The sequence below is a fragment of the Ruegeria sp. SAZD011 genome (genome assembly GCF_059612545.1).
This window is the reverse complement of record NZ_JBXWQU010000032.1, coordinates 1-20,996: the sequence shown is the minus strand read 5'-3', so window position 1 is coordinate 20,996 and position 20,996 is coordinate 1. Positions and strand designations below refer to the sequence as shown.

At 63.9% G+C, this 20,996-nt stretch carries 26 protein-coding genes; 8 read left to right on the top strand and 18 right to left on the bottom strand.

The genetic code is table 11. The annotated features are described in order from the left end of the window. Nucleotides 1-29 precede the first annotated feature (29 nt). Entirely contained in the window at nucleotides 30-662 is a 633-nt protein-coding gene (aat, locus tag AC2FLM_RS17450) for a leucyl/phenylalanyl-tRNA--protein transferase (protein ID WP_234143230.1), read from the top strand. Here the strand turns inward: aat and AC2FLM_RS17445 are convergent. The 6 genes from AC2FLM_RS17445 to AC2FLM_RS17420 form a co-directional block, all read right to left on the bottom strand. Next, the gene (locus tag AC2FLM_RS17445) at nucleotides 626-985 is read right to left on the bottom strand and encodes a DUF2155 domain-containing protein (RefSeq protein WP_234139431.1); all 360 of its coding nucleotides are present in this window, start codon (nucleotides 983-985) and stop codon (nucleotides 626-628) included. The two genes, aat and AC2FLM_RS17445, sit on opposite strands and share 37 nt — an antisense overlap. After that, entirely contained in the window at nucleotides 982-1,437 is a 456-nt protein-coding gene (gene mlaD, locus AC2FLM_RS17440; protein WP_496859302.1) for an outer membrane lipid asymmetry maintenance protein MlaD, read from the bottom strand. Before mlaD ends, AC2FLM_RS17445 begins: the two co-directional genes overlap by 4 nt. 10 nt (nucleotides 1,438-1,447) lie before the next feature. Next, the gene (locus AC2FLM_RS17435) at nucleotides 1,448-1,831 is read right to left on the bottom strand and encodes an NADH:ubiquinone oxidoreductase subunit NDUFA12 (protein WP_234139429.1); all 384 of its coding nucleotides are present in this window, start codon (nucleotides 1,829-1,831) and stop codon (nucleotides 1,448-1,450) included. Between the two features lie 90 nt (nucleotides 1,832-1,921). Continuing rightward, on the bottom strand, nucleotides 1,922-2,320 hold the full coding sequence (locus tag AC2FLM_RS17430; protein WP_234139428.1) for a RidA family protein: 399 nt from the start codon (nucleotides 2,318-2,320) through the stop codon (nucleotides 1,922-1,924). A gap of 129 nt (nucleotides 2,321-2,449) precedes the next feature. Beyond that, on the bottom strand, nucleotides 2,450-3,718 hold the full coding sequence (gene clpX, locus AC2FLM_RS17425) for an ATP-dependent Clp protease ATP-binding subunit ClpX (protein WP_234139427.1): 1,269 nt from the start codon (nucleotides 3,716-3,718) through the stop codon (nucleotides 2,450-2,452). A 141-nt stretch (nucleotides 3,719-3,859) separates the two neighbouring features. Next, nucleotides 3,860-4,486 carry an ATP-dependent Clp protease proteolytic subunit gene (locus tag AC2FLM_RS17420; protein ID WP_234139426.1) on the bottom strand — a complete coding sequence of 209 codons (627 nt, stop codon included), beginning with the start codon at nucleotides 4,484-4,486 and terminating at the stop codon, nucleotides 3,860-3,862. A gap of 242 nt (nucleotides 4,487-4,728) precedes the next feature. On the opposite strand from AC2FLM_RS17420, the gene AC2FLM_RS17415 reads away from it, so the two are divergent. Then, nucleotides 4,729-5,733: a GlxA family transcriptional regulator gene (locus AC2FLM_RS17415; RefSeq protein ID WP_234143229.1), complete on the top strand. Its 1,005-nt coding sequence runs from the start codon at nucleotides 4,729-4,731 to the stop codon at nucleotides 5,731-5,733. Nucleotides 5,734-5,757: 24 nt separating this feature from the next. On the opposite strand, the gene AC2FLM_RS17410 is transcribed toward AC2FLM_RS17415, so the two are convergent. From AC2FLM_RS17410 to AC2FLM_RS17360, 11 genes are all read right to left on the bottom strand, one after another. Next, complete coding sequence (locus AC2FLM_RS17410; RefSeq protein ID WP_234218623.1) at nucleotides 5,758-7,020, bottom strand: NAD(P)/FAD-dependent oxidoreductase; 1,263 nt, start codon at nucleotides 7,018-7,020, stop codon at nucleotides 5,758-5,760. 38 nt (nucleotides 7,021-7,058) lie between these two features. Continuing rightward, nucleotides 7,059-7,769, bottom strand: a complete 711-nt coding sequence (locus AC2FLM_RS17405) for a c-type cytochrome (protein ID WP_234143227.1) — start codon at nucleotides 7,767-7,769, stop codon at nucleotides 7,059-7,061. Between the two features lie 3 nt (nucleotides 7,770-7,772). Then, nucleotides 7,773-8,834, bottom strand: coding sequence for a c-type cytochrome (locus tag AC2FLM_RS17400; RefSeq protein ID WP_496859301.1), 1,062 nt, complete (start codon nucleotides 8,832-8,834; stop codon nucleotides 7,773-7,775). Further along, nucleotides 8,818-10,101, bottom strand: coding sequence for a sulfite dehydrogenase (gene soxC, locus AC2FLM_RS17395; RefSeq protein ID WP_496859300.1), 1,284 nt, complete (start codon nucleotides 10,099-10,101; stop codon nucleotides 8,818-8,820). Before soxC ends, AC2FLM_RS17400 begins: the two co-directional genes overlap by 17 nt. Nucleotides 10,102-10,179: 78 nt before the next feature. Then, on the bottom strand, nucleotides 10,180-11,883 hold the full coding sequence (soxB, locus tag AC2FLM_RS17390; RefSeq protein ID WP_234139420.1) for a thiosulfohydrolase SoxB: 1,704 nt from the start codon (nucleotides 11,881-11,883) through the stop codon (nucleotides 10,180-10,182). A gap of 101 nt (nucleotides 11,884-11,984) precedes the next feature. After that, nucleotides 11,985-12,836 carry a sulfur oxidation c-type cytochrome SoxA gene (gene soxA / locus AC2FLM_RS17385; protein ID WP_496859299.1) on the bottom strand — a complete coding sequence of 284 codons (852 nt, stop codon included), beginning with the start codon at nucleotides 12,834-12,836 and terminating at the stop codon, nucleotides 11,985-11,987. 77 nt (nucleotides 12,837-12,913) lie between these two features. Continuing rightward, nucleotides 12,914-13,243, bottom strand: coding sequence for a thiosulfate oxidation carrier complex protein SoxZ (gene soxZ / locus AC2FLM_RS17380; RefSeq protein ID WP_234139418.1), 330 nt, complete (start codon nucleotides 13,241-13,243; stop codon nucleotides 12,914-12,916). A gap of 33 nt (nucleotides 13,244-13,276) precedes the next feature. After that, a complete protein-coding gene (gene soxY, locus AC2FLM_RS17375) occupies nucleotides 13,277-13,693 on the bottom strand; it encodes a thiosulfate oxidation carrier protein SoxY (RefSeq protein ID WP_234139417.1) in 417 nt (138 codons plus the stop codon). Between the two features lie 42 nt (nucleotides 13,694-13,735). Beyond that, a complete protein-coding gene (gene soxX, locus AC2FLM_RS17370) occupies nucleotides 13,736-14,209 on the bottom strand; it encodes a sulfur oxidation c-type cytochrome SoxX (RefSeq protein ID WP_234218619.1) in 474 nt (157 codons plus the stop codon). A 130-nt stretch (nucleotides 14,210-14,339) separates the two neighbouring features. Further along, nucleotides 14,340-14,918: a thioredoxin family protein gene (locus AC2FLM_RS17365; protein WP_496859298.1), complete on the bottom strand. Its 579-nt coding sequence runs from the start codon at nucleotides 14,916-14,918 to the stop codon at nucleotides 14,340-14,342. Nucleotides 14,919-14,945: 27 nt separating this feature from the next. Further along, entirely contained in the window at nucleotides 14,946-15,683 is a 738-nt protein-coding gene (locus AC2FLM_RS17360; protein ID WP_496859297.1) for a cytochrome c biogenesis CcdA family protein, read from the bottom strand. A gap of 95 nt (nucleotides 15,684-15,778) precedes the next feature. Here AC2FLM_RS17360 and AC2FLM_RS17355 point away from each other — a divergent pair, with 95 nt between their 5' ends. The 3 genes from AC2FLM_RS17355 (at nucleotide 15,779) to AC2FLM_RS17345 (ending at nucleotide 17,758) form a co-directional block, all read left to right on the top strand. Beyond that, nucleotides 15,779-16,156, top strand: coding sequence for a thioredoxin fold domain-containing protein (locus AC2FLM_RS17355; RefSeq protein WP_496859296.1), 378 nt, complete (start codon nucleotides 15,779-15,781; stop codon nucleotides 16,154-16,156). A 144-nt stretch (nucleotides 16,157-16,300) separates the two neighbouring features. Beyond that, nucleotides 16,301-16,636, top strand: coding sequence for an ArsR/SmtB family transcription factor (locus AC2FLM_RS17350; RefSeq protein ID WP_496859295.1), 336 nt, complete (start codon nucleotides 16,301-16,303; stop codon nucleotides 16,634-16,636). A 63-nt stretch (nucleotides 16,637-16,699) separates the two neighbouring features. After that, a complete protein-coding gene (locus tag AC2FLM_RS17345) occupies nucleotides 16,700-17,758 on the top strand; it encodes a YeeE/YedE family protein (protein WP_496859294.1) in 1,059 nt (352 codons plus the stop codon). 11 nt (nucleotides 17,759-17,769) lie between these two features. Here AC2FLM_RS17345 and AC2FLM_RS17340 read toward each other — a convergent pair whose 3' ends face one another. Next, nucleotides 17,770-18,768 (bottom strand): zinc ABC transporter substrate-binding protein, encoded by a 999-nt coding sequence (locus tag AC2FLM_RS17340; protein ID WP_496859293.1) that lies wholly within the window; start codon nucleotides 18,766-18,768, stop codon nucleotides 17,770-17,772. Between the two features lie 93 nt (nucleotides 18,769-18,861). On the opposite strand from AC2FLM_RS17340, the gene AC2FLM_RS17335 reads away from it, so the two are divergent. From AC2FLM_RS17335 to AC2FLM_RS17325, 3 genes are read left to right on the top strand one after another with little or no spacing between them, the layout of a single operon-like run. Beyond that, nucleotides 18,862-19,341, top strand: coding sequence for a helix-turn-helix domain-containing protein (locus AC2FLM_RS17335; protein ID WP_234139410.1), 480 nt, complete (start codon nucleotides 18,862-18,864; stop codon nucleotides 19,339-19,341). After that, complete coding sequence (locus AC2FLM_RS17330) at nucleotides 19,338-20,108, top strand: ATP-binding cassette domain-containing protein (protein ID WP_496859292.1); 771 nt, start codon at nucleotides 19,338-19,340, stop codon at nucleotides 20,106-20,108. Before AC2FLM_RS17335 ends, AC2FLM_RS17330 begins: the two co-directional genes overlap by 4 nt. Then, nucleotides 20,108-20,902 (top strand): metal ABC transporter permease, encoded by a 795-nt coding sequence (locus AC2FLM_RS17325; RefSeq protein ID WP_044027949.1) that lies wholly within the window; start codon nucleotides 20,108-20,110, stop codon nucleotides 20,900-20,902. Before AC2FLM_RS17330 ends, AC2FLM_RS17325 begins: the two co-directional genes overlap by 1 nt. Nucleotides 20,903-20,996: the final 94 nt, after the last annotated feature.

The window sequence follows — 20,996 nt, the reverse complement described above, 5'->3', positions numbered from 1 at the left end:
CCGGCTCCGCACCGCGTATCGGGCGCGGCATGACACTCGCGCCCGAACTCCTGCTGCATGGCTATTCCATCGGCATTTTCCCCATGGCAGAGCACCGTGACGACCCCGAGGTTTTCTGGGTCGATCCGATGCGACGCGGCGTGTTTCCTCTGGACAGCTTTCACCTGTCACGCAGCCTGGCGCGGCGCATGCGGCGCGGCGACTATCAGGTCAGCATCGACCGAGACTTTGCGGGTGTGGTGGACGGCTGCGCCGACCGGGCCGAAACCTGGATCAACCCCGAGATCCGCGCCAGCTATCTGGCGCTGCACCGCTTGGGTCATGCCCATTCGCTGGAAATCTGGGACGGGACGCAGTTGATCGGCGGCGTCTATGGCGTGGTTCTGGGCGCGGCCTTCTTTGGCGAGAGCATGTTCTCGCGCCGCACCGACGCGTCAAAGATCGCGCTGGCACATCTGGTCGACAGGCTGCGACAAACCGGGTTCACCCTGTTCGACACCCAGTTCCTGACCGCGCATCTGGCCTCGCTGGGCGCGGTCGAAATCCCACGCGCCGAATACCGGCGCCGGCTGGAACGCGCGCTGGATGGATCGGCGGATTTCTCGGCCGTGATCGAGCAGAGCCCTCAGGGCGTCATACAGCGGATTACCCAGACATCATAGCGGGAGTGGTCCAGCGCGCTCAGCGCCGGGGACGAGGCGATCATCCAGCCATCAAAGATCGCCTGCCGCTGGCCATGCTCCCAGATAGTGAGATAGGCAAAGGCGTCGCCGGTGGGGTTCTCGACCGGATAGCGGCAATCGCCCAACGCCACATCCAGCCCGTAGATCTCGGCCGTCTCGCCGTTTCCAACCCGGAAATCCTCGGTCTGGCCGCTGACCTTGTCCAGGCCGCGCAACAAGGCCCCGGCGCCCGAGGTCACCTGATCCGACGCCAGCACCGGCGCTGCCAGCAGGGTCAGAATGAGCGCGGCAAGACGGATCACTCGCCGCTCCCGTCGCCCGCCACGAACTTGACCAGCAGCGAGATCAGGCTGACCGCGCCCTGGGTGTCGTCGATCACGTCGCCCGGTTCGAAGTAAAAGGCCGAACCACCCGGCATGATCTCCAGGAAATTGCCGCCCAGCAGCCCCTCGGACGAGATCACCGCCGCGCTGTCATCGGGAATCTGGATCCCCTCGATGACGGTAAACCGCGTATCGGCGCGATAGCTTTCGGGGTTCAGATCGACCCCGGTGACGGTGCCGATCTTGACGCCCGCCAGCCGCACATCGGTGCCCACGGTCACCCCTTCGAGCGAGCGGAACGAAGCCGCCAGTTCGTATCCGCCGGTGGCGCGCGACAGGCCGGTTGCTTGGCTTGCATAAACGCCAAAGGCCAGCGCCGCGGCCAGTACCGCACCGCCGACCAGAACTTCTGTCATGTTGTGGCTGGACATATCCGCCTCTTTATTCCGGGCTCCAGGCCTCGTAATCGCGCCGTTCGACCGGCTTGGGTCGGCGCAGTGATCCCGCCGGGACATAGGCCAGCGGGGTGCCGGTCAGGTTCTCCTGATGCGGCTTTTCCCAGGCCTTGTGAGGCAACGGCCGCTCGGTCGGCGGCTCATCCCAGGTCCGGTGCAGCCAGCCATGCCATTCCGGGTCGATTCGGCTGGCCTCGGCCTCTCCGTTGAAGATGACCCAGCGCTGGCTGTCATCACCGTTGCGATAAAAGACGTTTCCCTGCGCGTCCTCGCCCACCTTGGTGCCCTTGCGGGCGGTATAGATCCGGGTGTTCAGCGTGGCACCGTTCCACCAGGTCACGGCGCGCAGCAGGGTGTTCAGGATTCCCATAGGGTACCTCCGAAAGTGACTTATCAGCAGATATGACCGATGCGCGCGCCAAGGTCCAGAGGCCAGCCCCGCGACAGGCCCACGCAGCCGTTATTGTGGCAACAAGGCCGTGACTTCGATCTCGATCCGGTATTTGGGATCGATCAACCCGCATTCGATCATCGTCGCCGCCGGCGGATTTGCGCCAAAGGTCTCGGCCAGGATCGGCCAGCAGGGCTCGAATTCCGCCGCGTCGGGCAGATAGTAGTTCACCCGCACGACATCGGCGAATCCCGCGCCGGCCTCTTTCAGCGCCGCACCGATGACTTCCAGCGCGGAACGGCACTGCGCCACCACATCATCACCTTGCCCGACCGTGCCCGCAACATGCACGAAACCGCCCGCCACCACCGCACGGCAATAGCCGATCTTGGCCTCAAACGGGCCACCCGATGAAATCCGCCTGATACCCACCTTGCTGCTCCTTTCCCGATCGCCATGCCTGCACATGGCTTCTTCCTCTTGCTGAAAATATCCCGGGGGAGTCACCGCAGGTGACGGGGGCAGCGCCCCCTTCTCCCTCTTCAACACAAAACGGCGCGGAAGTTCCGCGCCGCCCTATCCGCTCTTCCCCGGCTCTCAGCCGGCGCTTGCCGATCCCTTTTCGTTTTCGGCATAGATCAACAGCGGCTGCGCATCCGAGGTCACCGCCTCTTCGTTCACCACCACTTTGGTCACGTCGTTCATGCTGGGCAGGTCGAACATGGTATCCAGCAGGATATCCTCCATGATCGAACGCAAGCCGCGCGCGCCGGTCTTCCTTTCGATGGCGCGCTTGGCGATCGCCTTCAGCGCGTCATCGGTAAAGTCCAGCTCGGTATCTTCCAGCTCGAACAGGCGCTGATACTGCTTGACCAATGCGTTCTTGGGCTTGGTCAGGATGGTGACCAGCGCATCCTCGTCCAGATCCTCAAGCGTCGCCAGCACCGGCAGACGGCCGACAAATTCCGGGATCAGGCCGAATTTCAGCAGGTCCTCAGGCTCCAGCTCGGTAAAGAGCTCGCCCACCCCGCGCTCGTCACTGGCGCGCACATCGGCGCCAAAGCCCATGGCGCTGCCCTTGCCGCGCTGCGCGATGATCTTGTCGAGACCTGCAAATGCGCCGCCGCAGATGAACAGGATATTGGTGGTATCCACTTGCAGGAATTCCTGCTGCGGATGCTTGCGCCCGCCCTGCGGCGGCACGCTGGCCACGGTGCCTTCCATCAGCTTCAGCAGCGCCTGCTGCACCCCCTCGCCCGACACGTCGCGGGTGATCGAGGGGTTTTCCGACTTGCGGGTGATCTTGTCGACCTCGTCGATATAGACGATGCCGCGCTGCGCCCGTTCCACATTGTATTCGCTGGCCTGCAACAGCTTGAGGATGATGTTCTCCACATCCTCGCCCACGTAACCGGCTTCGGTGAGGGTGGTGGCATCGGCCATCGTGAACGGCACATCCAGAATGCGCGCCAGCGTCTGCGCCAACAGCGTCTTGCCGCAGCCCGTGGGGCCGATCAGCAGGATGTTCGATTTGGCCAGTTCGATATCGTTGCCGGCCTTCTGGGCGTGATTCAGACGCTTGTAATGGTTGTGCACGGCAACCGACAGCACCCGCTTGGCGGTGGACTGGCCGATCACATAGTCATCCAGCACATCACAGATATCGCGCGGCGTCGGCACCCCGTCCGAGGATTTCAGACTGCTGCTTTTGGTCTCTTCGCGGATGATGTCCATGCACAGCTCGACACATTCGTCGCAGATGAACACCGTCGGACCCGCGATCAGTTTGCGCACCTCGTGCTGGCTCTTGCCGCAGAAGCTGCAGTAAAGCGTGTTCTTGCTGTCACCGCCTGAATTCGTCGCCATGGTCACCCTTTCCGGCCTTCGTCCCGGCGCCCCGCTCCGCGCGGGCGGGAGGCCGATTGTTCATGAAGCTTAGGCCAGCATACCGGCCGCTACAATGTCAAACTTCCCGGTGCGCGGGGTTGTCCGCGCACCACCTGCCGATCAGGCGTCGTCGCCCTTGCTGCGGCTTTCGACGATCTCGTCGATATGACCCCATTCCTTGGCCTCTTCCGGCGACATGAAATTGTCGCGGTCCAGCGCCTTTTCAACGGCTTTCTTGGTCTGGCCGGTGTGCTTGACATAGATGTCATAGAGCCGGTCCTTGAGCTTCTGGGTCTCGGCGGCATGGATCATGATGTCGCTGGCCTGGCCCTGATACCCGCCCGAGGGCTGGTGCACCATGATGCGGCTGTTGGGCAGCGAGAAGCGCATGCCCTTTTCACCACCCGCCAGCAGGACCGAGCCCATCGAGGCCGCCTGGCCGATCACCAGGGTCGAGCATTTCGGCTTGATATACTGCATGGTGTCATAGATCGACAGGCCGCTGGTCACCACGCCACCGGGGCTGTTGATGTAGATCGAGATTTCCTTGTTCGGGTTCTCGGCCTCCAGATGCAGCAGCTGAGCCACGATCAGATGGCTCATCCCGTCATGAATCGGGCCGTTGATGAAGATGATCCGCTCCTTCAGCAGGCGCGAGAAGATGTCATAGGCGCGCTCGCCCCGGCTGGTCTGTTCGACCACCATGGGGACAAGGGTATTCATGTAGGTATCGACGGGATCGAACATCTGGGACCTGCCTGCTCTTAGCGTTGGTTCGGGACATTACCCGAGGAGGGTTACACGAGTCTTAGTGTCGCCTTGGGGGGGCTGCAAGGGCCGGAGGCGAATTCGTTTGCCGCAGACACGCACGACGGCATGACGCAAATCGGCAACAATGCGACGCATATTGACCTTGCGCCGGGCAAGCAGCACGGTACGGGCATGTAACCCGTCGGAGCCCTTGCCGGCTCCTTCCCGATCAGAGCGCCATGACCCAGACCCCCTTTGTTTCCAAAGCAGCCTCCGCCTCGGTTTCGCTGAACTATGACGGGCCGTCGCAGGATTTCCGCTTTCTGTTGCTGCCCAAGGCGACGATGCTGGCAGTGGCGGCGGCCATCGAACCCCTGCGCATCGCCAACCAGCTGACCAAGAAGCAGCTATATACCTGGCATACGATGACCGAGAACGGCGCGCCGGTCACCTGTTCCAACGGGCTGCGCATCACCCCGGATCAGGCGCTGGCGCCGCTGCCGCCCGAGGCGATGGGTTTTGTCTGCGCCGGGGTCGAACCGGAGAAAAGCTACTCCCCCGCCGTACTGGCCTGGCTGCGGCGGGAATACCGCCATGGCAGCGCCCTGGGCGGCATCTGTACCGGTGCCTTTGCCCTGGCCCGGGCGGGGCTGCTGGAAGGGCGCCGTTTCACCCTGCATTGGGAAAACCAGCCCGGCTTTGCCGAGGCCTTTCCGGATCTGACACCGACCCCGAACATCTACGAGCTGGACGGGCGGGTCACCACCTGCGGCGGCGGCAATACCGCCATCGACATGATGCTGGCCCTGATCGAAAAGCAGCACGGGCCCAAGCTGGCCATCGTGGTAGCCGACATGTGCATCCACATGCGCTCGGGCCGGCAATCGCCGCAGCGCTCGGCGCGGTCGGTGGCGATCGGCAGCCGCAACCCCGCGCTGCTCAAGGCGATCGAGTTGATGGAGGCGGAACTTGAGGAGCCGCTGACCAATGACGACCTGTGCGACCGGCTGGGCATCTCGCGCCGTCAGTTGGAGCGGTTGTTCAAACGCTACCTGGATCAGGGACCGATGGCGTTCTACCTCAACCTGCGGATCGAGCGTGCCTTCATCTATCTCAACGAGACCAACATGACCGTGGCCGAGATTGCCGCCGCCACCGGCTTTGCCAATACCAGCCACCTGTCGCGGCAGTTCCGCGCCCGTTATGGCGCCTCGCCGCATTCCTTCCGCAAGGCGTGGTCCTAAGCGGACCACGCCCCACGCGGCCGTTCAGCCGAACATGTCCGAGGTGATGCCGGCATACCAGCCGATGCTCTCCTCGTAAGTGGCCTGACGCAGTTCGGCGCTTTCGCCGGTGGCACTGATAAAGCCGTCCACCTTGGCGATCTTCTCGTCCGTCGCCTCGTAGGTGGCGCCGACCTTGACCCCGTCATCGGTGCCGATCAGCGACCAGCAGGTGTTCGAGAACTTGGCCGGGAACATCTTGGAATCGGTCAGCGCCGCGCGCACCGCCATCGCCGCCACCTTGGCCTGGCTGTTGGCCGAGAAGCCCGATTTCGGCATGTCGCCCTGATTGGTGGCATCGCCCAGCACGTGGATATTCTCGTCCATCCGGCTTTGCATCGTATGGCCGATGACCGGCGCCCAGTTGCCTTCGTTGATGCCCGCGATCTCGCAGATACGGCCCGCCTTCATCGCCGGGATCACGTTGCAGACATCGACCTTGGTCTCTTCGCCGTCGATGGTGACGGTCATCGCCTCGGGATCGACCGAAACGTCGCCGCCGCCGAAATCCGGACCGATCCAGTCGACCATGCCCGAATAGTGGGTGTTCCAGCCCTCCTGGAACAGCGCCATTTTCGAGAATTTCGGCTTGGGGTCGGCCACGATGATCTTGGCGGTCGGGTTTTTCTGTTTCAGCACATGCGCCACCATCGAAACCCGCTCGTAAGGTCCGGGCGGGCAGCGGAACGGATTGGGCGGGGCCACCATGGCGAAGGTGCCGCCTTCGGGCATCGCCTCGATCTGCGCCTTGAGCAGTTCCGACTGCGACCCGGCCTTGTAGGCATGGGGCATCTTGTTCTGGGCGCTGACGTCCCACCCCTCGACCGCGCCATCGACAAAGTCGATGCCGGGGCTAAGGATCAGCCGGTCATAGGGCAGCACGCCGCCGCCTGCCAGGCTGACGGTGCGCGCGTCACGGTCGATGCCCACAGCCCAGTCATGCACCACGTTGATGCCGTATTCGCTGGCCAGCTTGCCATAGGAATGGGCGATGCTCGACAGCTCGCGAAAGCCGCCGATATAGAGGTTCGAGAAGAAACAGGTGTAATAGCTGCGGGTCGGCTCAACCAGGGTCACGTCGATGGCCCCGGCAGCGCCCTTGGCGATATAGCGCGCCGCGGTGGCGCCGCCGGCACCGCCGCCAACGACCACCACACGGGGTTTGCCCGCACCTAGCACGACCGGCGCCTGAAGCGCCGCCGCCGCCGCGACACCAGTGCCCAGGAATGTCCGTCTGTTCAAAGTCATCTGGTTTCCTCCTCCAAGAAACAAATGAGCGCCGGAAGTCATTCCAGCGCTTCGAAATAGGCGGCCAGTGCTGCGATCTCCTCGTCCGACAGCCGCCCGGCCATCATCTGCATCACCGGGTGTGGCCTGATCTTCTGCTTGTAGGCATGCATGGCCAGAACGAAGTCCTCGGCCAGCCAGCCGGTGATCACCGGAATGCCGTCATACTCGCCATCGGTCTGGTGGCAGGTGGTGCATTCGGTGGACAGGTATTCACCATATTCGGGATCGCCCACCATGGCCAGCACCTCGGGCGCCAGTTCCACATCCTGTTTCAGCGCGGTGGGCGCCGCTTCGGGGATGTTCTGGGGACTGGCCGAGAACCGGCGCAGATAGGCCAGGATGTCGCCCCGGTCCTGCGCGTCAGGCAGGCCCGCAAACTCCATGTTGGTGCCCGAGACCAGCGTCTTGGGATTGGTCAGATAGGCGTCGAGATGTTCGAGGTCCCAGACCATCCCGTCGCGCCGGGCGCGCAGGATGCCCGGGGAATAGTCGAAATCCTCGAACTGGGCGACCTTGCGGTCGAAGATGCCGTTCAGATGCGGCCCGGTGCCATGCTCGGCCCCCTCGCCCACCTGGTGGCAGCTGGCACAGACCTGAAACAGCCCCTCCCCGCGCGCGGCATCGCCGATGTCCCGCGCGGTCTCGTCGGCCCGGGCCGCACCCGTGAGGGCGGCCCCGGCCAGTATCGCTCCTCCCAGCCAGCGCATCGCTTACTCGAAACTCTTCAGGTATTCGATGACGGCGGCGATATCATCCTCCTTCTTCAGACCGGCAAAGGACATCTTGGTTCCCTTCATATAGGCCTTGGGTTTGGCGAGGAAGGCGGCGAGTTCGTCCTCGGTCCAGACCAGCCCGCCTTCGCCAGCGGCCTGCATCGGCTTGGAATACTTGAACCCGTCAACCGCACCGGCGGCATGTCCAACGATCCCGTTGAGCATGGGGCCGGTCTTGTTCTTGGCACCCTCGCCGACCTGATGGCAGGCCTTGCACTTCTTGAAGGTCTTTTCACCCGCTGCCACCAGCTCGGGATCAAGCGCCGCCGCTTCCACAGGCGCAGGTTCCGCCGCCGTTTCGGTTGCTACCGCTTCGGTGACAGTGGCCGCCCCCTCGGGCTGTGCCGCGGCCGCGTTGTCCCCGCCCGTATCCGGCGTCACGTCCAGCACGCGGGCGCGCATGGTGATCTCGACCGTGTCCTTGCAGTTTTCCATGCAGGGCGCGTCAGTCCAGAAATGCGCCTCGGACGTTTCGCGGTCATCGATGATGAACCCGCCCGCGTTGGGCAGTTCGACCTCGGCGAAATTCTCGTTGGAGAGCACGAAATCGTCGTCCACCAGATCGTTGGAATAAAGGATATAAGCCACGATCGCATAGACCTCGTCCGGGCTGAGCGACTGCGCGTTGCCAAAGGGCATCGAGCGGTTGACATAGTCCCAGGCGGTGGACAGGTGCGGCCAGTAGGAGCCCACGGTCTTGAGCGGATCCTCGCGGTCGAGCGTGTCCATGCCACCGGCCAGCTTGGGCCAGTTGTCGACCCCCTCGGCGAAATCGCCGTGGCAGATGGCGCAGTGTTCGGCAAACACCATCTCGCCATCCTCGACCGAACCCTCGCCTGCGGGCAGGCCGGTGCCATCGGGGCTGACATCCAGATCCCAGGCGGCGATCTCTTCAGGCAGCGCCGGGCGGCCCAGTCCAAACTCGCCCGCCCAGGCCGGCGCCGACAGCATCAGCGCGGTGACCGAGGCGGTGAGGGTCAGCTTAGGAAACTTCGACATTTTCGGCCACTCCGTTTGCCTTGACCCACCAGGTCTGGATCGCGTTGTTGTGATAGATCGAGTTGAGGCCCCGCACCTCGCGCAGCTGCGCCTTGGTGGGCTGCACATAGCCGCTGGAATCGCGGGCGCGGCTTTGCAACAGCATCTCGGACCCGTCCCAGTTGGTATCGAGATAGAACCGGGTGAGCGCCTTGTCCTGTCCCGGCGCCGCCAGGCGGGCGGGCTGCCAGCTTTTGCCGCCATCTATCGAGACATCGACACCGGTGATCGCACCTCGGCCCGACCAGGCCAGGCCGGTGATCACCAGCGGACCGGCACCATGGGTGATCGGCGCCTGCGGGCTGGGCGAGGTGACGACCGATTTGGCGTCCATCACCCAGGTCCATTTGCGGCTGGTGCCATCCTCGAGCGTGTCGGTGTATTTCGAGGTCTCCTCGCGGCTTTCGACGGGGCCGTCCATCACCTCGATCCGGCGCAGCCACTTGACCCACATGTTGCCTTCCCAGCCGGGAACGACCAGGCGCACGGGATAGCCATGTTCCTTGCGCAGCGCCTCGCCATTGGCCTTGAAGGCGACCAGAACGTCATCCAGCGCCTTTTCCATCGGGATCGAGCGGCCGTTGGACGAGGCATCGGCGCCTTCGACATAGACCCATTTGTCCTTGAGATCGCCCGCCGCGCTCAAGCCCGCCTCTTCAAGCAGGGTGCGCAGCGAGACGCCGGAATATTCCATGTTATGGATCATGCCATGGGTGAACTGGGCGCCGTTCAGCTGGGCACCGGCCCATTCCATGCCCGAGTTTGCCGCGCATTCGCAGAAATACACGTGGTTTTCGCGCGGGAAACGCTCCAGATCGGCATAGGAGAAGACCAGCGGCTGATCGACCAGCCCGTTGATCATCAGGCGGTAATCTTCCTTTTTCAGCGCGATGGCGCCCGAATGGTGCCGCTCGAAGGCACATCCCTGCGGGGTGATGGTGCCATCCAGCGCGTGGATCGGGGTAAAGTTGATCGAGCTGATCGTGTCGGCGGTCAGCCATTCCACGTTGCGGCGAATGACGTCGCCCTCGTATTCGATGGGCAGGCCATAGGGGGTCGCGTCCACACCATCGCCGGTGGCGCGCGCCCAGTCCTGAACCTCGGTGATCAGCGGATCGGGACCTGCGGCCCGTGCCGCGCCCGCCGCCACGGCCCCTGCACCGGCGGCCGCGACACTGGTCAGAAACCGGCGGCGCGACGGGCTGTGCTTGCCAGAGCTTTCACTCATACTGTTGCCTCCTTTGCATCACTGCATTCGCGTATGTGAATGCAATCGCTCAAAAAATTTACGCTGGTTGTGAGCGCCTCAGGCGCCCACGACCTCGACCGATGTATTGGGGGTCACGTTGACGGTGCCCAGTTTGCGAATGTGGTTTTCGACCACATCCCAGATCTGCGGGCCTTCGGTGCCCTCGTTGACGCTGGCCCAGCCGGCGACGACGTAATTCTTGGCCGGGTCGATCTTTTCCCCGGTCTTGAGCAGGGTCATGTCGCTGATGCGTTCCCCCTGCGGCTTGGTCACGTCGATGCGGTAGCCCAGCCCGCCGACACGCACCATGTCGCCGCCCTGCTGGTAATAGGGGTCGGGGTTGAACAGGTTGTCGCCCACATCCTCGAGCACCACATGCAGGAACTCTCCGGTCATCTCGGTGCGATAGGCGGCGCCGTAACTCATCGAGGTGACGTTCCAGATATCCTCTCGGGTGATCTCCTGCCCCGGCAGGATCGACGGCCCCCAGCGCACGCCGGGCGACATGGCGATATCGGCGTCGCGCTCAGAGATCAGCGCGTCACAGATCAGGTCGTCCCAGGTGCCGTTGAAATTGCCGCGACGATAGAGCAGCGCATCATCGGCGGTGCGCCCGATCACCTCGCGTAGCTGGTCGATATGCGGCTCGCGCTGCGCGTTGATCAGGGCGGTGACCTGCGGGTCGGGGGCGATCACGTCGGAAAAGATCGGGATCAGCTTGTGTTTCAAACCCATCATCCGGCCATCGCGGATATCCAGATCGACCCGGCTGACGAATTTGCCGTTCGAGCCGCTGGCGATCACATAGGTCTGTTCCACCAGCACCGGTTCGGGCAGCGCGTCATGGGTGTGGCCACTGAGAATGACGTCGATGCCGGTGACCCGACCCGCCATCTTCTTGTCCACGTCAAAGCCGTTATGGCTCAGCACCACGACGACCTCGGCGCCCTCAGCCCGGACCTCGTCGACCATGGCCTGCATGTTCTCTTCGCGGATGCCGAACGAGAATTCGGGAAACATCCAGCCCGGATTGGCGATCGGCATATAGGGGAAGGCCTGGCCGATGACCGCGACCTTGACGCCGCCGCGCTCGAAGAACTTGTAGGGTTTGAACAGCTCCGACGGCTCGTCCCATTCAGCGTCAAAGATGTTCTGGCCCAGCGAGGCAAAGGGCAGGCTTTCGACCAGCTCGGTGACCCGGTCGGTGCCCAGGGTGAATTCCCAGTGAAAGGTCATCGCATCGGGTTTCAACGCGTTCATCACGTTGACGACATCCTGCCCCTCGGTGTGGAAGCAGGTATAGGAGCCATGCCAGGTATCGCCGCCGTCCAAGAGCAGCGCATCGGGCCGGTCGGCGCGAATGGCGTTCACCACGGTGGCGACCCGGTCCATGCCGCCCACCCGGCCATAGGCCCTGGCCAGCGAGGAAAAATCGTTATATGTCAGCGCATAGGCCGATGGGCTGCCATCCTCGATCCCGTAGAAGCGGCGGAAATCGGCGCCGGTGACATGCGGCATCTGCCCCTTGGCCGCGCCGATACCCAGATTGACCTCTGGCTCACGGAAATAGATCGGCATCAGCTGGGCATGGATGTCGGTGATATGGATCAGGGTCAGGTTGCCGAACGTGTCGAATTCCAGGAGCTGGTCCTGGGTCAGCGCCTGCTGCGCGGCCAGCCGGGACCAATTGCCAAAGCCGGAGGCCCCCACCAGGGCCGATGCGGCCATGGAAACCTGAAGAAAGTCGCGACGGGAGATCATGAGGCAGCCTTTTCCTGATCGTTTTCATCATAAATTCACAAAAGTGAATTTGTCTGGGCAAAAAAGACCCCGCACCGGTATTCCGGTGCGGGGCCCGGGTGTTAGTTGCGGACCGAGGGTCCTTCGACCGACAGGCCGTTGCCGCGGCTGGCGACATAGAGTTCCAGCGCCACGAATTCCGGGCTGCCGGGGCTGAACGTCTCGGCGCGGGTGTCGCGGACGCAGCCCTTGAAGCGGGCATGGGACGTGTTCAGCTTGGCGTTCTTCAGACGATAGGTCGGAAACCCGTTGATATGCCCCTGGCTCAGGTGGTCGGCGCGGATCATGTTGCCATAATTGTCCTCATGGCAATTGGCACAGCTCAGCTCCAGCTGACCGTAGCGGGTGTAGTAGATTTCCTTGCCCATCTCCCAGGTTGCCTGGGCCGGGCCGTCGATCGCCACATTGACCGGCAGGCCGCGCGACTGCACCGAGATCAGCGCCGTCATCGACGCCATGTCGCCACCGTCATATTTCCACGCCTTGGCGCCCATGCGGTTCTCGCGGCAGTCGTTGACCTGCGCTTCCAGAGTGCGCACCTCTCCGGCGGCCTCGTTCCACTTGGGATAGACAGCCCGCACGCCCGCCATGCTGTCGGCAGCATCGCCGTGGCACGAGGCACAGGATTTGCCCTCGGATCCATCGGCGGTGTCCCACGCCTCTTGCGCCTGGTCGACAAAGACCATGGCCGGGTTGTCGAAGTCATCCATCTGCAACGCCTGGGTCTCGTCCGAACGGAAGCGCCAGCCCGAGTACAACTCGGACAGCGCGCCATCCAGATGGGCGGGCGCTTCGGTTTGGGTGACCATGTTGATCTCGCCGTTGACGACCAACTCATCGCCGTCCGGGCCGGCCACCGCCGCCAGAGGCGCGGCCAGCAACGCGGCAATCGCGGTCATTGCCCTGACTTTCATCCATATTCCTCCCTTGGGTGATTGGCCGCGCCCGGTTCGCGCACCGGGCGGCAGCATCTTTTGCCTAGGACCGCGGATCAGGCGATCGTGATCGACTTGTTGTCGTTGTAGACAGAGCCGTCATCGTCATACCAGGTGAAGGCGAACTCGCCCGCTTCGGGCACAGTCGCTTCGAACTGGAAATAGGGGTTGGTGGAAATCGCCGGCTCCATGGTGATGTCGATCACCGACTGGCCGTTGAATTCGCAGGTGAAGCGGTTGATGATCGAACGCGGAATGACATTGCCTTCCTTGTCCTTGCGCTGACCGCTTTCCATCGCGTGGCTGATGAGCGTCTTGATCGTGATCGCCTCGCCGGCTGCTGCCGATTTCGGGACCTTCACGCGGGGTTTAACACCAGATGCCATGTGTCTTGTCTCCTGATTATCGGACGCGCGGGCTTAGCCGCCACAGCCGCCGATGGTCACTTTTACGGTCGAGCTGGCCTTGACGAAGGAGCCGTCGGCCATCTTGGCGATGGCGACAACATCCTGAGTCCCGGCCAGACGAATGCGGGTCGAGGCCGACTGCGCAGCAGCCAGCGGGCCGAAGTTGAACTGCGCCACGCCCGGGGTCGGGTTGCCCATGGCCAGAACCAGGATCGCCGTCGCGCCGGGGGCGCTGACCTCGATCGGAACGGTATTGCCGTTCTCGGCAATCTCGGGCGCGGTCAGGGTCAGCCCGCCCTCGCCCATGTCTGCACCGCCGGTGAACTCGGCGATCCGGTCCTCGGCGGCGGCGTTCACGCGGAACGGCAGCACCGTCAGGGCCGCTGCGCCCAGGGCCAAGCCCAGGGTGTCACGACGTGAGAAATCCATCGTTGCTCTCCTTTGTTTGTCGCCGCGCGGTTCCGGCACGGCTTATTCGTCCTTGAGGGTCGCGAGGAATGCGACCACGTCTTCGATCTCTTGCGCCGACAACAGAGGCGTCAGTGCGCCCTGAGCCGCTTTGCCAGTATAGGCATCACCGGGGCGGACATAGCCGTCGATCCGGTAGAAGGACGGCATCATCGACCCTTCGAACGTCAGCTTGGCATTGGCGACCAGCCCGCGCAGCTCGGCCTCGCTCCAGCGGCTGCCCGCGCCGTCCAGCGACGGCCCGATCTCACCATGGAAGGGCACATCCGCCAATGCGCTGACCTGATGGCAGGCGACGCAGTTGCCGTGCTTTTTCGAGCCCACGACCATGGCACCGTTGGCCGCATCGCCGGGTGTTCCGGTCAGCGATGCCTCGACGGCGCCGTCGGCATAGACCACATCGCCTGGTGCAGTTTCACCCGCCCAAGCTGCGCCACCGATCAGCGCGGCGGCCAGCGTCAGAATAGTTGTCTTCATGTGTCCTCCCATTGGCTCCCACGTGTCTGCGCACGTGGCGAAACTCGCTCGGTATACCGTAGGCCACGAACCACCCCGAACGCAACATCAAATTCACAAATGTGAATTGGAATTTTGTTGCGCCCGACGCTCAGTCCGTGGAACCATTGCTGCGCTCCTGAATGCGCCGCGCGTGATACCGTTGAAAATCCTCATCGTTATCAAGCGCATACCGCTTTTCAGCAACCCAGGTGAACATGTCCAGCGTGGTGCCCGCGCTAAAGGCGCCGGGCATCACCGCCACCGCCGCCTGCTGGGCCGACTGATCCTCGGCCACCTCTTCGGGCAGGAACAGAATCGTCGGCGTGAACAGGATGCCCCATTTGCGGGCCATGTCCTTTTCCGACAGCGCCTCGCCATCGAAATCGGTGACCTCGATATCGCCGTGCAGGTTCAATTGTACCACGAAATAGTTCTCTTCGATATAGCTGCTCACCTCGGGCCGGGGAAACACCTCCTTGTGCATCTTGGCGCAGTAGACGCAGCCGCGCTGCTCAAAGAACAGCACCAGGCGTTTGCCCTCTGCGTTGGCCTCGCCCAGGTCCTCGCGCAGATCCTTGAACGTGTCGCGCATCCACGCGGTCTTGTGCAGCCCGTCATCGCCCAGTTCCGCAGCCTGCGCACCACCCGTCAGGGCCAGCAGGCCCAGTATCGCCAGAAATCTTCTCATCTCCTCACCTCATAATCAGCCCGCCCCTCAGCCCAGTGCCGAAAAGCTGGGAACCCAACGGATCATCGCATCGGCGATCCAGTTCACGCCGCCGGTGACAATCAGGATAGCAAATACGATCAGCATTGCCCCCATCCCCTTCTCAACCCAGGCAAAGGCGGCGCGATGGCGCTGGACCCACCCCAGAAAGGGACGCGCGAAAAAGGCGGCTGCCACAAAAGGCGCGGTCATGCCGACGCCATAGACCAGCAGCAAGAGGCCACCACGCCAGATTTCGCCCATGCCGCTGGCAATCATCAGGATCGCCGCCAGCGCCGGGCCCACACAGGGTGTCCAGCCAAAGCCGAAAGCCAAACCCATCAGATAGGCCCCAAGCAGGGTCGAGGCGGGCATGGAACTGTCCATCCGGGCCTCGCGATAGAGCAGCGGCACCCGGATCACGCCCAGGAAATGCAGGCCGAACACCACCAGGATCGCGGCCGCCGCCCAGGACAGAGTGTCCAGATAGGTGCCAAACAGCCGCCCCAGCGCGGTCGCCCCCATACCCAGCATCATAAAGACCGAGGTGACCCCGGCGGCAAAGGCGATGGACGACACGATCAGCCGTCGCTGCGCCCCCGGCGCGATCCGCCCGTCGCCACGCAGCTCGGCCATGCTGAGCCCGCCCATATAGGACAGGTAGAACGGCACCATCGGCAACACACAGGGGGTAAAGAAGCTGAGCAGCCCGGCAAACAGTGCACCAAGATAGGAAATTTCGAACATCTGTCGGCCTTGTGATGCACGGCGCTTGCGCGCGGCTTGATCTATTCACACATTCAAATTATGTTTTGTGTCAGTGAAAGGTCAACGGTGCATTCATGGGCATGACGAGAAACTTTCTGGCCGCGGGTCTGGCGGCGGTCCTTGCCTTGCCGGCGCTGGCGGCGGAACTGGTCATGGTCGAGCAGCATGGCTGCGAATGGTGCGCCCGCTGGAACGAGGAAATCGCGCCGATCTACCCCAAGACCGCCGAGGGCGCCTTTGCCCCGTTGCGCCGGGTCGATCTGCGGGCGATCCCCGCCGATCTGGAAACCGTGCGCCGGGTGGTGTTCACCCCGACCTTTCTGATCGTCGAGGACGGGCGCGAGCTGGCGCGACTCGAAGGCTATCCGGGCGAGGATTTCTTCTGGCCGCTGCTGGAAAAGCTGTTGGTCGATCACACGGGCTTTGTGCCCAAACCTCCCGGCAGCAGTTGAGCAGGCGGGACACGAGAACAAACATATTCGCGTGTGATGGTGGATTACGCGCGGCAAATCGGTTAAAGGGCGCCCGGCGCGCCAGACAGAGGGTTGACGCTTGAGATATTGCCCGGGACCGACCCGGGGACGAGGACAAGAGACATGGCACTTCCGAAGTTTTCGACCGATATGGCCAATGATGAACTCGACAAGATGGTCGACAATGCCACCACCGCGTCGAATTTCCTCAAGGCGATCAGTCACGAAGGGCGGCTGATGATCCTGTGCCATCTGGTATCGGGCGAGAAATCGGTAACCGAGTTGGAAGAGTTGCTTGCCGCCCGTCAGGCAGCGGTGTCGCAACAACTGTCCCGTCTGCGGCTCGAAGGTCTGGTGATTCCGCGCCGCGAGGGCAAGGCGATCTATTACCGCTTGGCAGATGAGCGGCCAAGGCGGATACTGGAAGTGGTCTACGACCTGTTCTGCAACAACGACTGAGCCGCCCACCCGGTTCCGGTCGCCAAGAAGCGGAACCGGCCACCGGAGCGTGGGGAGGAAAACATGCTTGTTTGGCTGAGCGACAGCCAGGCCGTCGCGTTGATCGGCCTTCTAGGCGGTATTGCTTTGGGGCTGGCCGCACGCTTGGGCCGGTTCTGTACCCTGGGCGCGATCGAAGACCTGCTCTATGGCGGCTCGGACCTCAGGATGCGGATGTGGGTGCTGGCCATCGGCGCCGCCATGGCGGGCAGTTTCGGCCTGATGGGGCTGGGCTGGCTCGATCCCGAGCAGAGCTATTACCTGTCGATCCGCTGGATGCCGCTGGCCTCGATCCTGGGAGGTCTGATGTTCGGCTATGGCATGGCGCTGGCGGGCAATTGCGGCTACGGCTCGATCGCGCGGCTGGGCGGTGGCGATCTGCGCGCCTTTGTCATCGTTCTGGTGATGGGGGTCTTTACCTATGTCACCCTGGCCGGACCTCTGGCGCCGCTGCGCAACCTGCTGTTTCCCCAGATCGAGGTCGCCGGCGACCTGCCGCCGGGGCTGGCCCATCACGCCCATGTGCTGACTGGCCTGCCGGTACATGTGATCGGCATCGCCATCGGGCTGCTCCTTTGCCTTGGTGCACTTAGCTCACGGGACATGCGACGCGAGCCGAAATCCATCTTCTGGTCGCTTGTGGTCGCTGGCGCGGTCGTCAGCGGCTGGGCTGGAAGCTTCTGGGTCTATCAGAACGGCTTCGATGGTCTACAGGTCGTCTCCCACAGCTTCTCGGCGCCAGTGGGCGAGACCATCCTCTATGCGATGACCGGTTCGGTGCGCCCACTGTCCTTTGCGGTAGGTTCGGTCGCCGGGGTTTGGGCAGGCGCCTTTATCGGCTCGCTGATCAAGGGTCATTTCCGCTGGGAGGCCTGCGAGGATCCGCGTGAGCTGCGCCGCCAGATCCTGGGCGCGGCCATCATGGGGACCGGCGCGGTCATCGCCATGGGCTGCACCGTGGGTCAGGGGCTGACCGCCTTCAGCCTGCTGGCAATCAGCGCCCCGGTAACCTTTCTGGCGATCTTTGCTGGCGCTGCGCTGGGGCTACGCCAGTTGATCGAAGGGTTCAGCGCCGCCGAATAGCATCTTGGCGTTCAGCGCGCCGCGCAGGCGGCAAAGCTCGCCGCCATGTCGCGCAGCACCTGCGGATAAAGCTCCGGTCCCGGCTCAAGCCCAGCGCCCAGTGGATCGAGCACGAAAATCGCCGCGCCCGTCCCCTCGACCGCCGTTTCGATCAGGGCGGTGTTGTATTGCGGTTCGGAAAAGGCGCAGGTCACCCCCTCTTCCACCACCTCTTCGCGCAGATGCGCCAGCCGGGCCGGGCTGGGGCTGCTGGCATCGCCCAGCGACACGGTGCCGGCCAGCGTCAGGCCAAAGGGGCGCTCGAAATACTGATAGGCATCGTGAAACGCGATAAAGGGTTTACCTTGCATCGGCTGCAACTCTGCCGCGATCTGGACTGTCAGCTCGGCCAGGCGGGCCTGCGCTTCGGCCGCGTTGGCGCGGTACCGGTCCGCGTGATCGGGATCGAGCCCGGCCAGTTCCTCGGCCAGCAGCGACAGCCAGACGCTGGCATTGCCCGGATCGAGCCAGGCATGCGGGTCGGTGCCACTGTGATCATGATCGCCGTCATGGTCGTCATGCGCGGCCTGCGCGTGATCGTCATGCCCCTTGTCGCCCTGCGTTTCGTGATCTGCATGTTCCTTGTGATCGTCATGATCGTCATGATCTTCGTGGTCATCATGCGCCAGATCGCGATATCCCAACCGTGCCGTCGCAGGTTGTTCGAGCAGTGCGATATGGCGGGCTTCGCCCGACAGCGACGACAGCGGCTTCTCCAGCCACGGGGTCAGCTCCTCGCCCATCCAGACCACCAGATCGGCCTGCTGCACTGCTCGCGCTTCGGACGGGCGCAGGGCATAACCATGCGGCGAGGCACCTGGGCGCACAATCAGGTCCGGTTCACCAACCCCGGCCATGAGCTGGGCCACCAGCGAATGAACGGGCGCTATATCGACCGCAACCTGCGGCACCTCGGCCAGCAGCGGCGTGGCACAGGTCATCATCAACGCGGATAGGGATAGACGGGTCATGGATACCTCAACATGTTATAGTGTAACAACTTGCGCGACTTGATATCGGGGATGTTATAACATATCAAGCCTGAAATTCGCCGGGAGGCCCGAATGACAGCCAAAGGTTTCGAACGTCACGACCACAGCCAGTGCATCGCCACCGCGCTGCATCAGGCCGAAAGCCATTGCGCCGCGCACAAGCTGCAATTCACGCCGGTGCGCCGCCGGGTGCTGGAAATCCTGCTCGACCGTCACCGGGCCATGGGCGCTTATGAAATCCTCGACATTCTCGCCGCCGACGGGCTGGGCTCGCAACCGCCCGTGGCCTATCGGGCGCTGGATTTCCTGGTACAGAACGGGTTCGCCCACAGGATCGAGCGGCTGAACGCCTATACCGCCTGCGCCCATCCCGAGGAGGACCACGTGCCCGCCTTTCTGATCTGTCGCAACTGCAAGGCGGTGGCCGAGGCGGGAACCGAGCTGGAACAGGGCCGTCTGGGCAAGGCCGCCGCCGAGGCCGGGTTCACCATCGAACGGATCGTGGTCGAGGCCGAGGGTCTCTGTCCCGGCTGCGCGGGTCAGGCCGCATGATCACTCCGGTCATTGCCGCCGAGGGGCTGAGCATCCGGGTCGACGGCCGCACCGTGCTTGCCGATATCACCGTCGCTGTCGCACCGGGAGAGATCGTCACCATCGTCGGCCCCAACGGCTCGGGCAAATCCACCTTTCTCAGGGCGCTGATCGGCGCCCTGCCCCCGGCTTCGGGTCGGGTGATCCGCGCGCCGGGCCTGCGCATCGGCTATGTGCCGCAGAAACTGGCGATCGACGCGACGCTGCCGATCACCGTCAGCCGGTTCCTGAGCCTGCCGCGCCGGGTGCCGCAGGACGTCGCCGCCGAGGCGCTGGCCCGCGCCGGTGTGCCCGACCTGGCCAACCGGCAGATGACCGACCTGTCGGGCGGCCAGTTCCAGCGCGTGCTGCTGGCGCGCGCGGTGCTGGAACGCCCGCACCTGCTGCTGCTGGACGAGGCGACGCAGGGGCTGGACCAGCCCGGATCGGCCGCGTTTTATCAACAGATCGAAGAGGTCCGACAGGACCTCGGCTGCGCGGTGGTGATGGTCAGCCACGATCTGCACGTCGTCATGGCCGCCTCGGACCGGGTGCTGTGCATGAACGGTCATATCTGCTGCGAGGGCACGCCCGAGGTGGTGGCCGACGCGCCGGAATACCGAGCACTCTTTGGCACCGGCACGCGGGGGGCGCTGGCGCTCTACCGCCACCAGCACAGCCACAGCCACGACGACGATTGCGGCCACGACCATGGCGCAGAGCATATGCATCAGCACGGAGACCGGTGATGCTGGACGATTTCATGATCCGCGCAGCGCTCGCGGGCGCAGGCGTTGCGCTGGCCTCGGGGCCGCTGGGCTGTTTCGTGGTCTGGCGGCGGATGGCCTATTTCGGCGAGGCGACGGCCCATGCGGCGGTGCTGGGCGTGGCGCTGGCGCTGGCGCTGTCGGCACCGATCCTGCCGGCGGTGGTGCTGGCGGCGGTGCTGATGGCCTCGGCGGTGACACTGATGCGCGGGCGCGGCTATGCGATGGATACGGCGCTGGGGGTGATGGCGCATACGGCGCTGGCGGCGGGGCTGGTGGCGGTGTCGCTGCTGGCCGATGTACGGCTGGACCTGATGGCCTTTCTGTTCGGCGATATCCTGGCGGTGTCGCGCGGCGACCTGGCGGTGATCTGGGGCGGCGGCGCGCTGGTGCTGGGGCTGACGCTGTGGCGCTGGTCCGACCTGCTGATCGCAACGCTGAACCCCGATCTGGCCCATGCCGCCGGGGTCGATCCGCGCCGGGCCGAGACCTGGCTGACGCTGGCGCTGGCGGTGGTGGTCGCGGTGGCGATCAAGGTGGTGGGCGTGCTGCTGATCGCGGCACTGCTGGTCATCCCCGCCGCCGCCGCCCGGCCCCTGTCCGGCACGCCCGAGGGGATGGCACTGGGGGCGGCGGGCATCGGCGGTCTGTCGGCGCTGGCCGGCCTTTACGGCGCCTACCTGTTCGACACACCGGCAGGCCCCAGCATCGTCTGCGTCGCCGCGCTGAGCTTTATCGTGACCACATTGGCGCGAGGCCTGGTGCGGGGGCGGTGAGGGTCGAACAGTCCGTGTCCTAGGCTCCAGACTCGTTCTTTTTCATAGCCAGAACAAAACGGTTGCGGCGAGAGCGATGGCTGAGAAGAAGGTT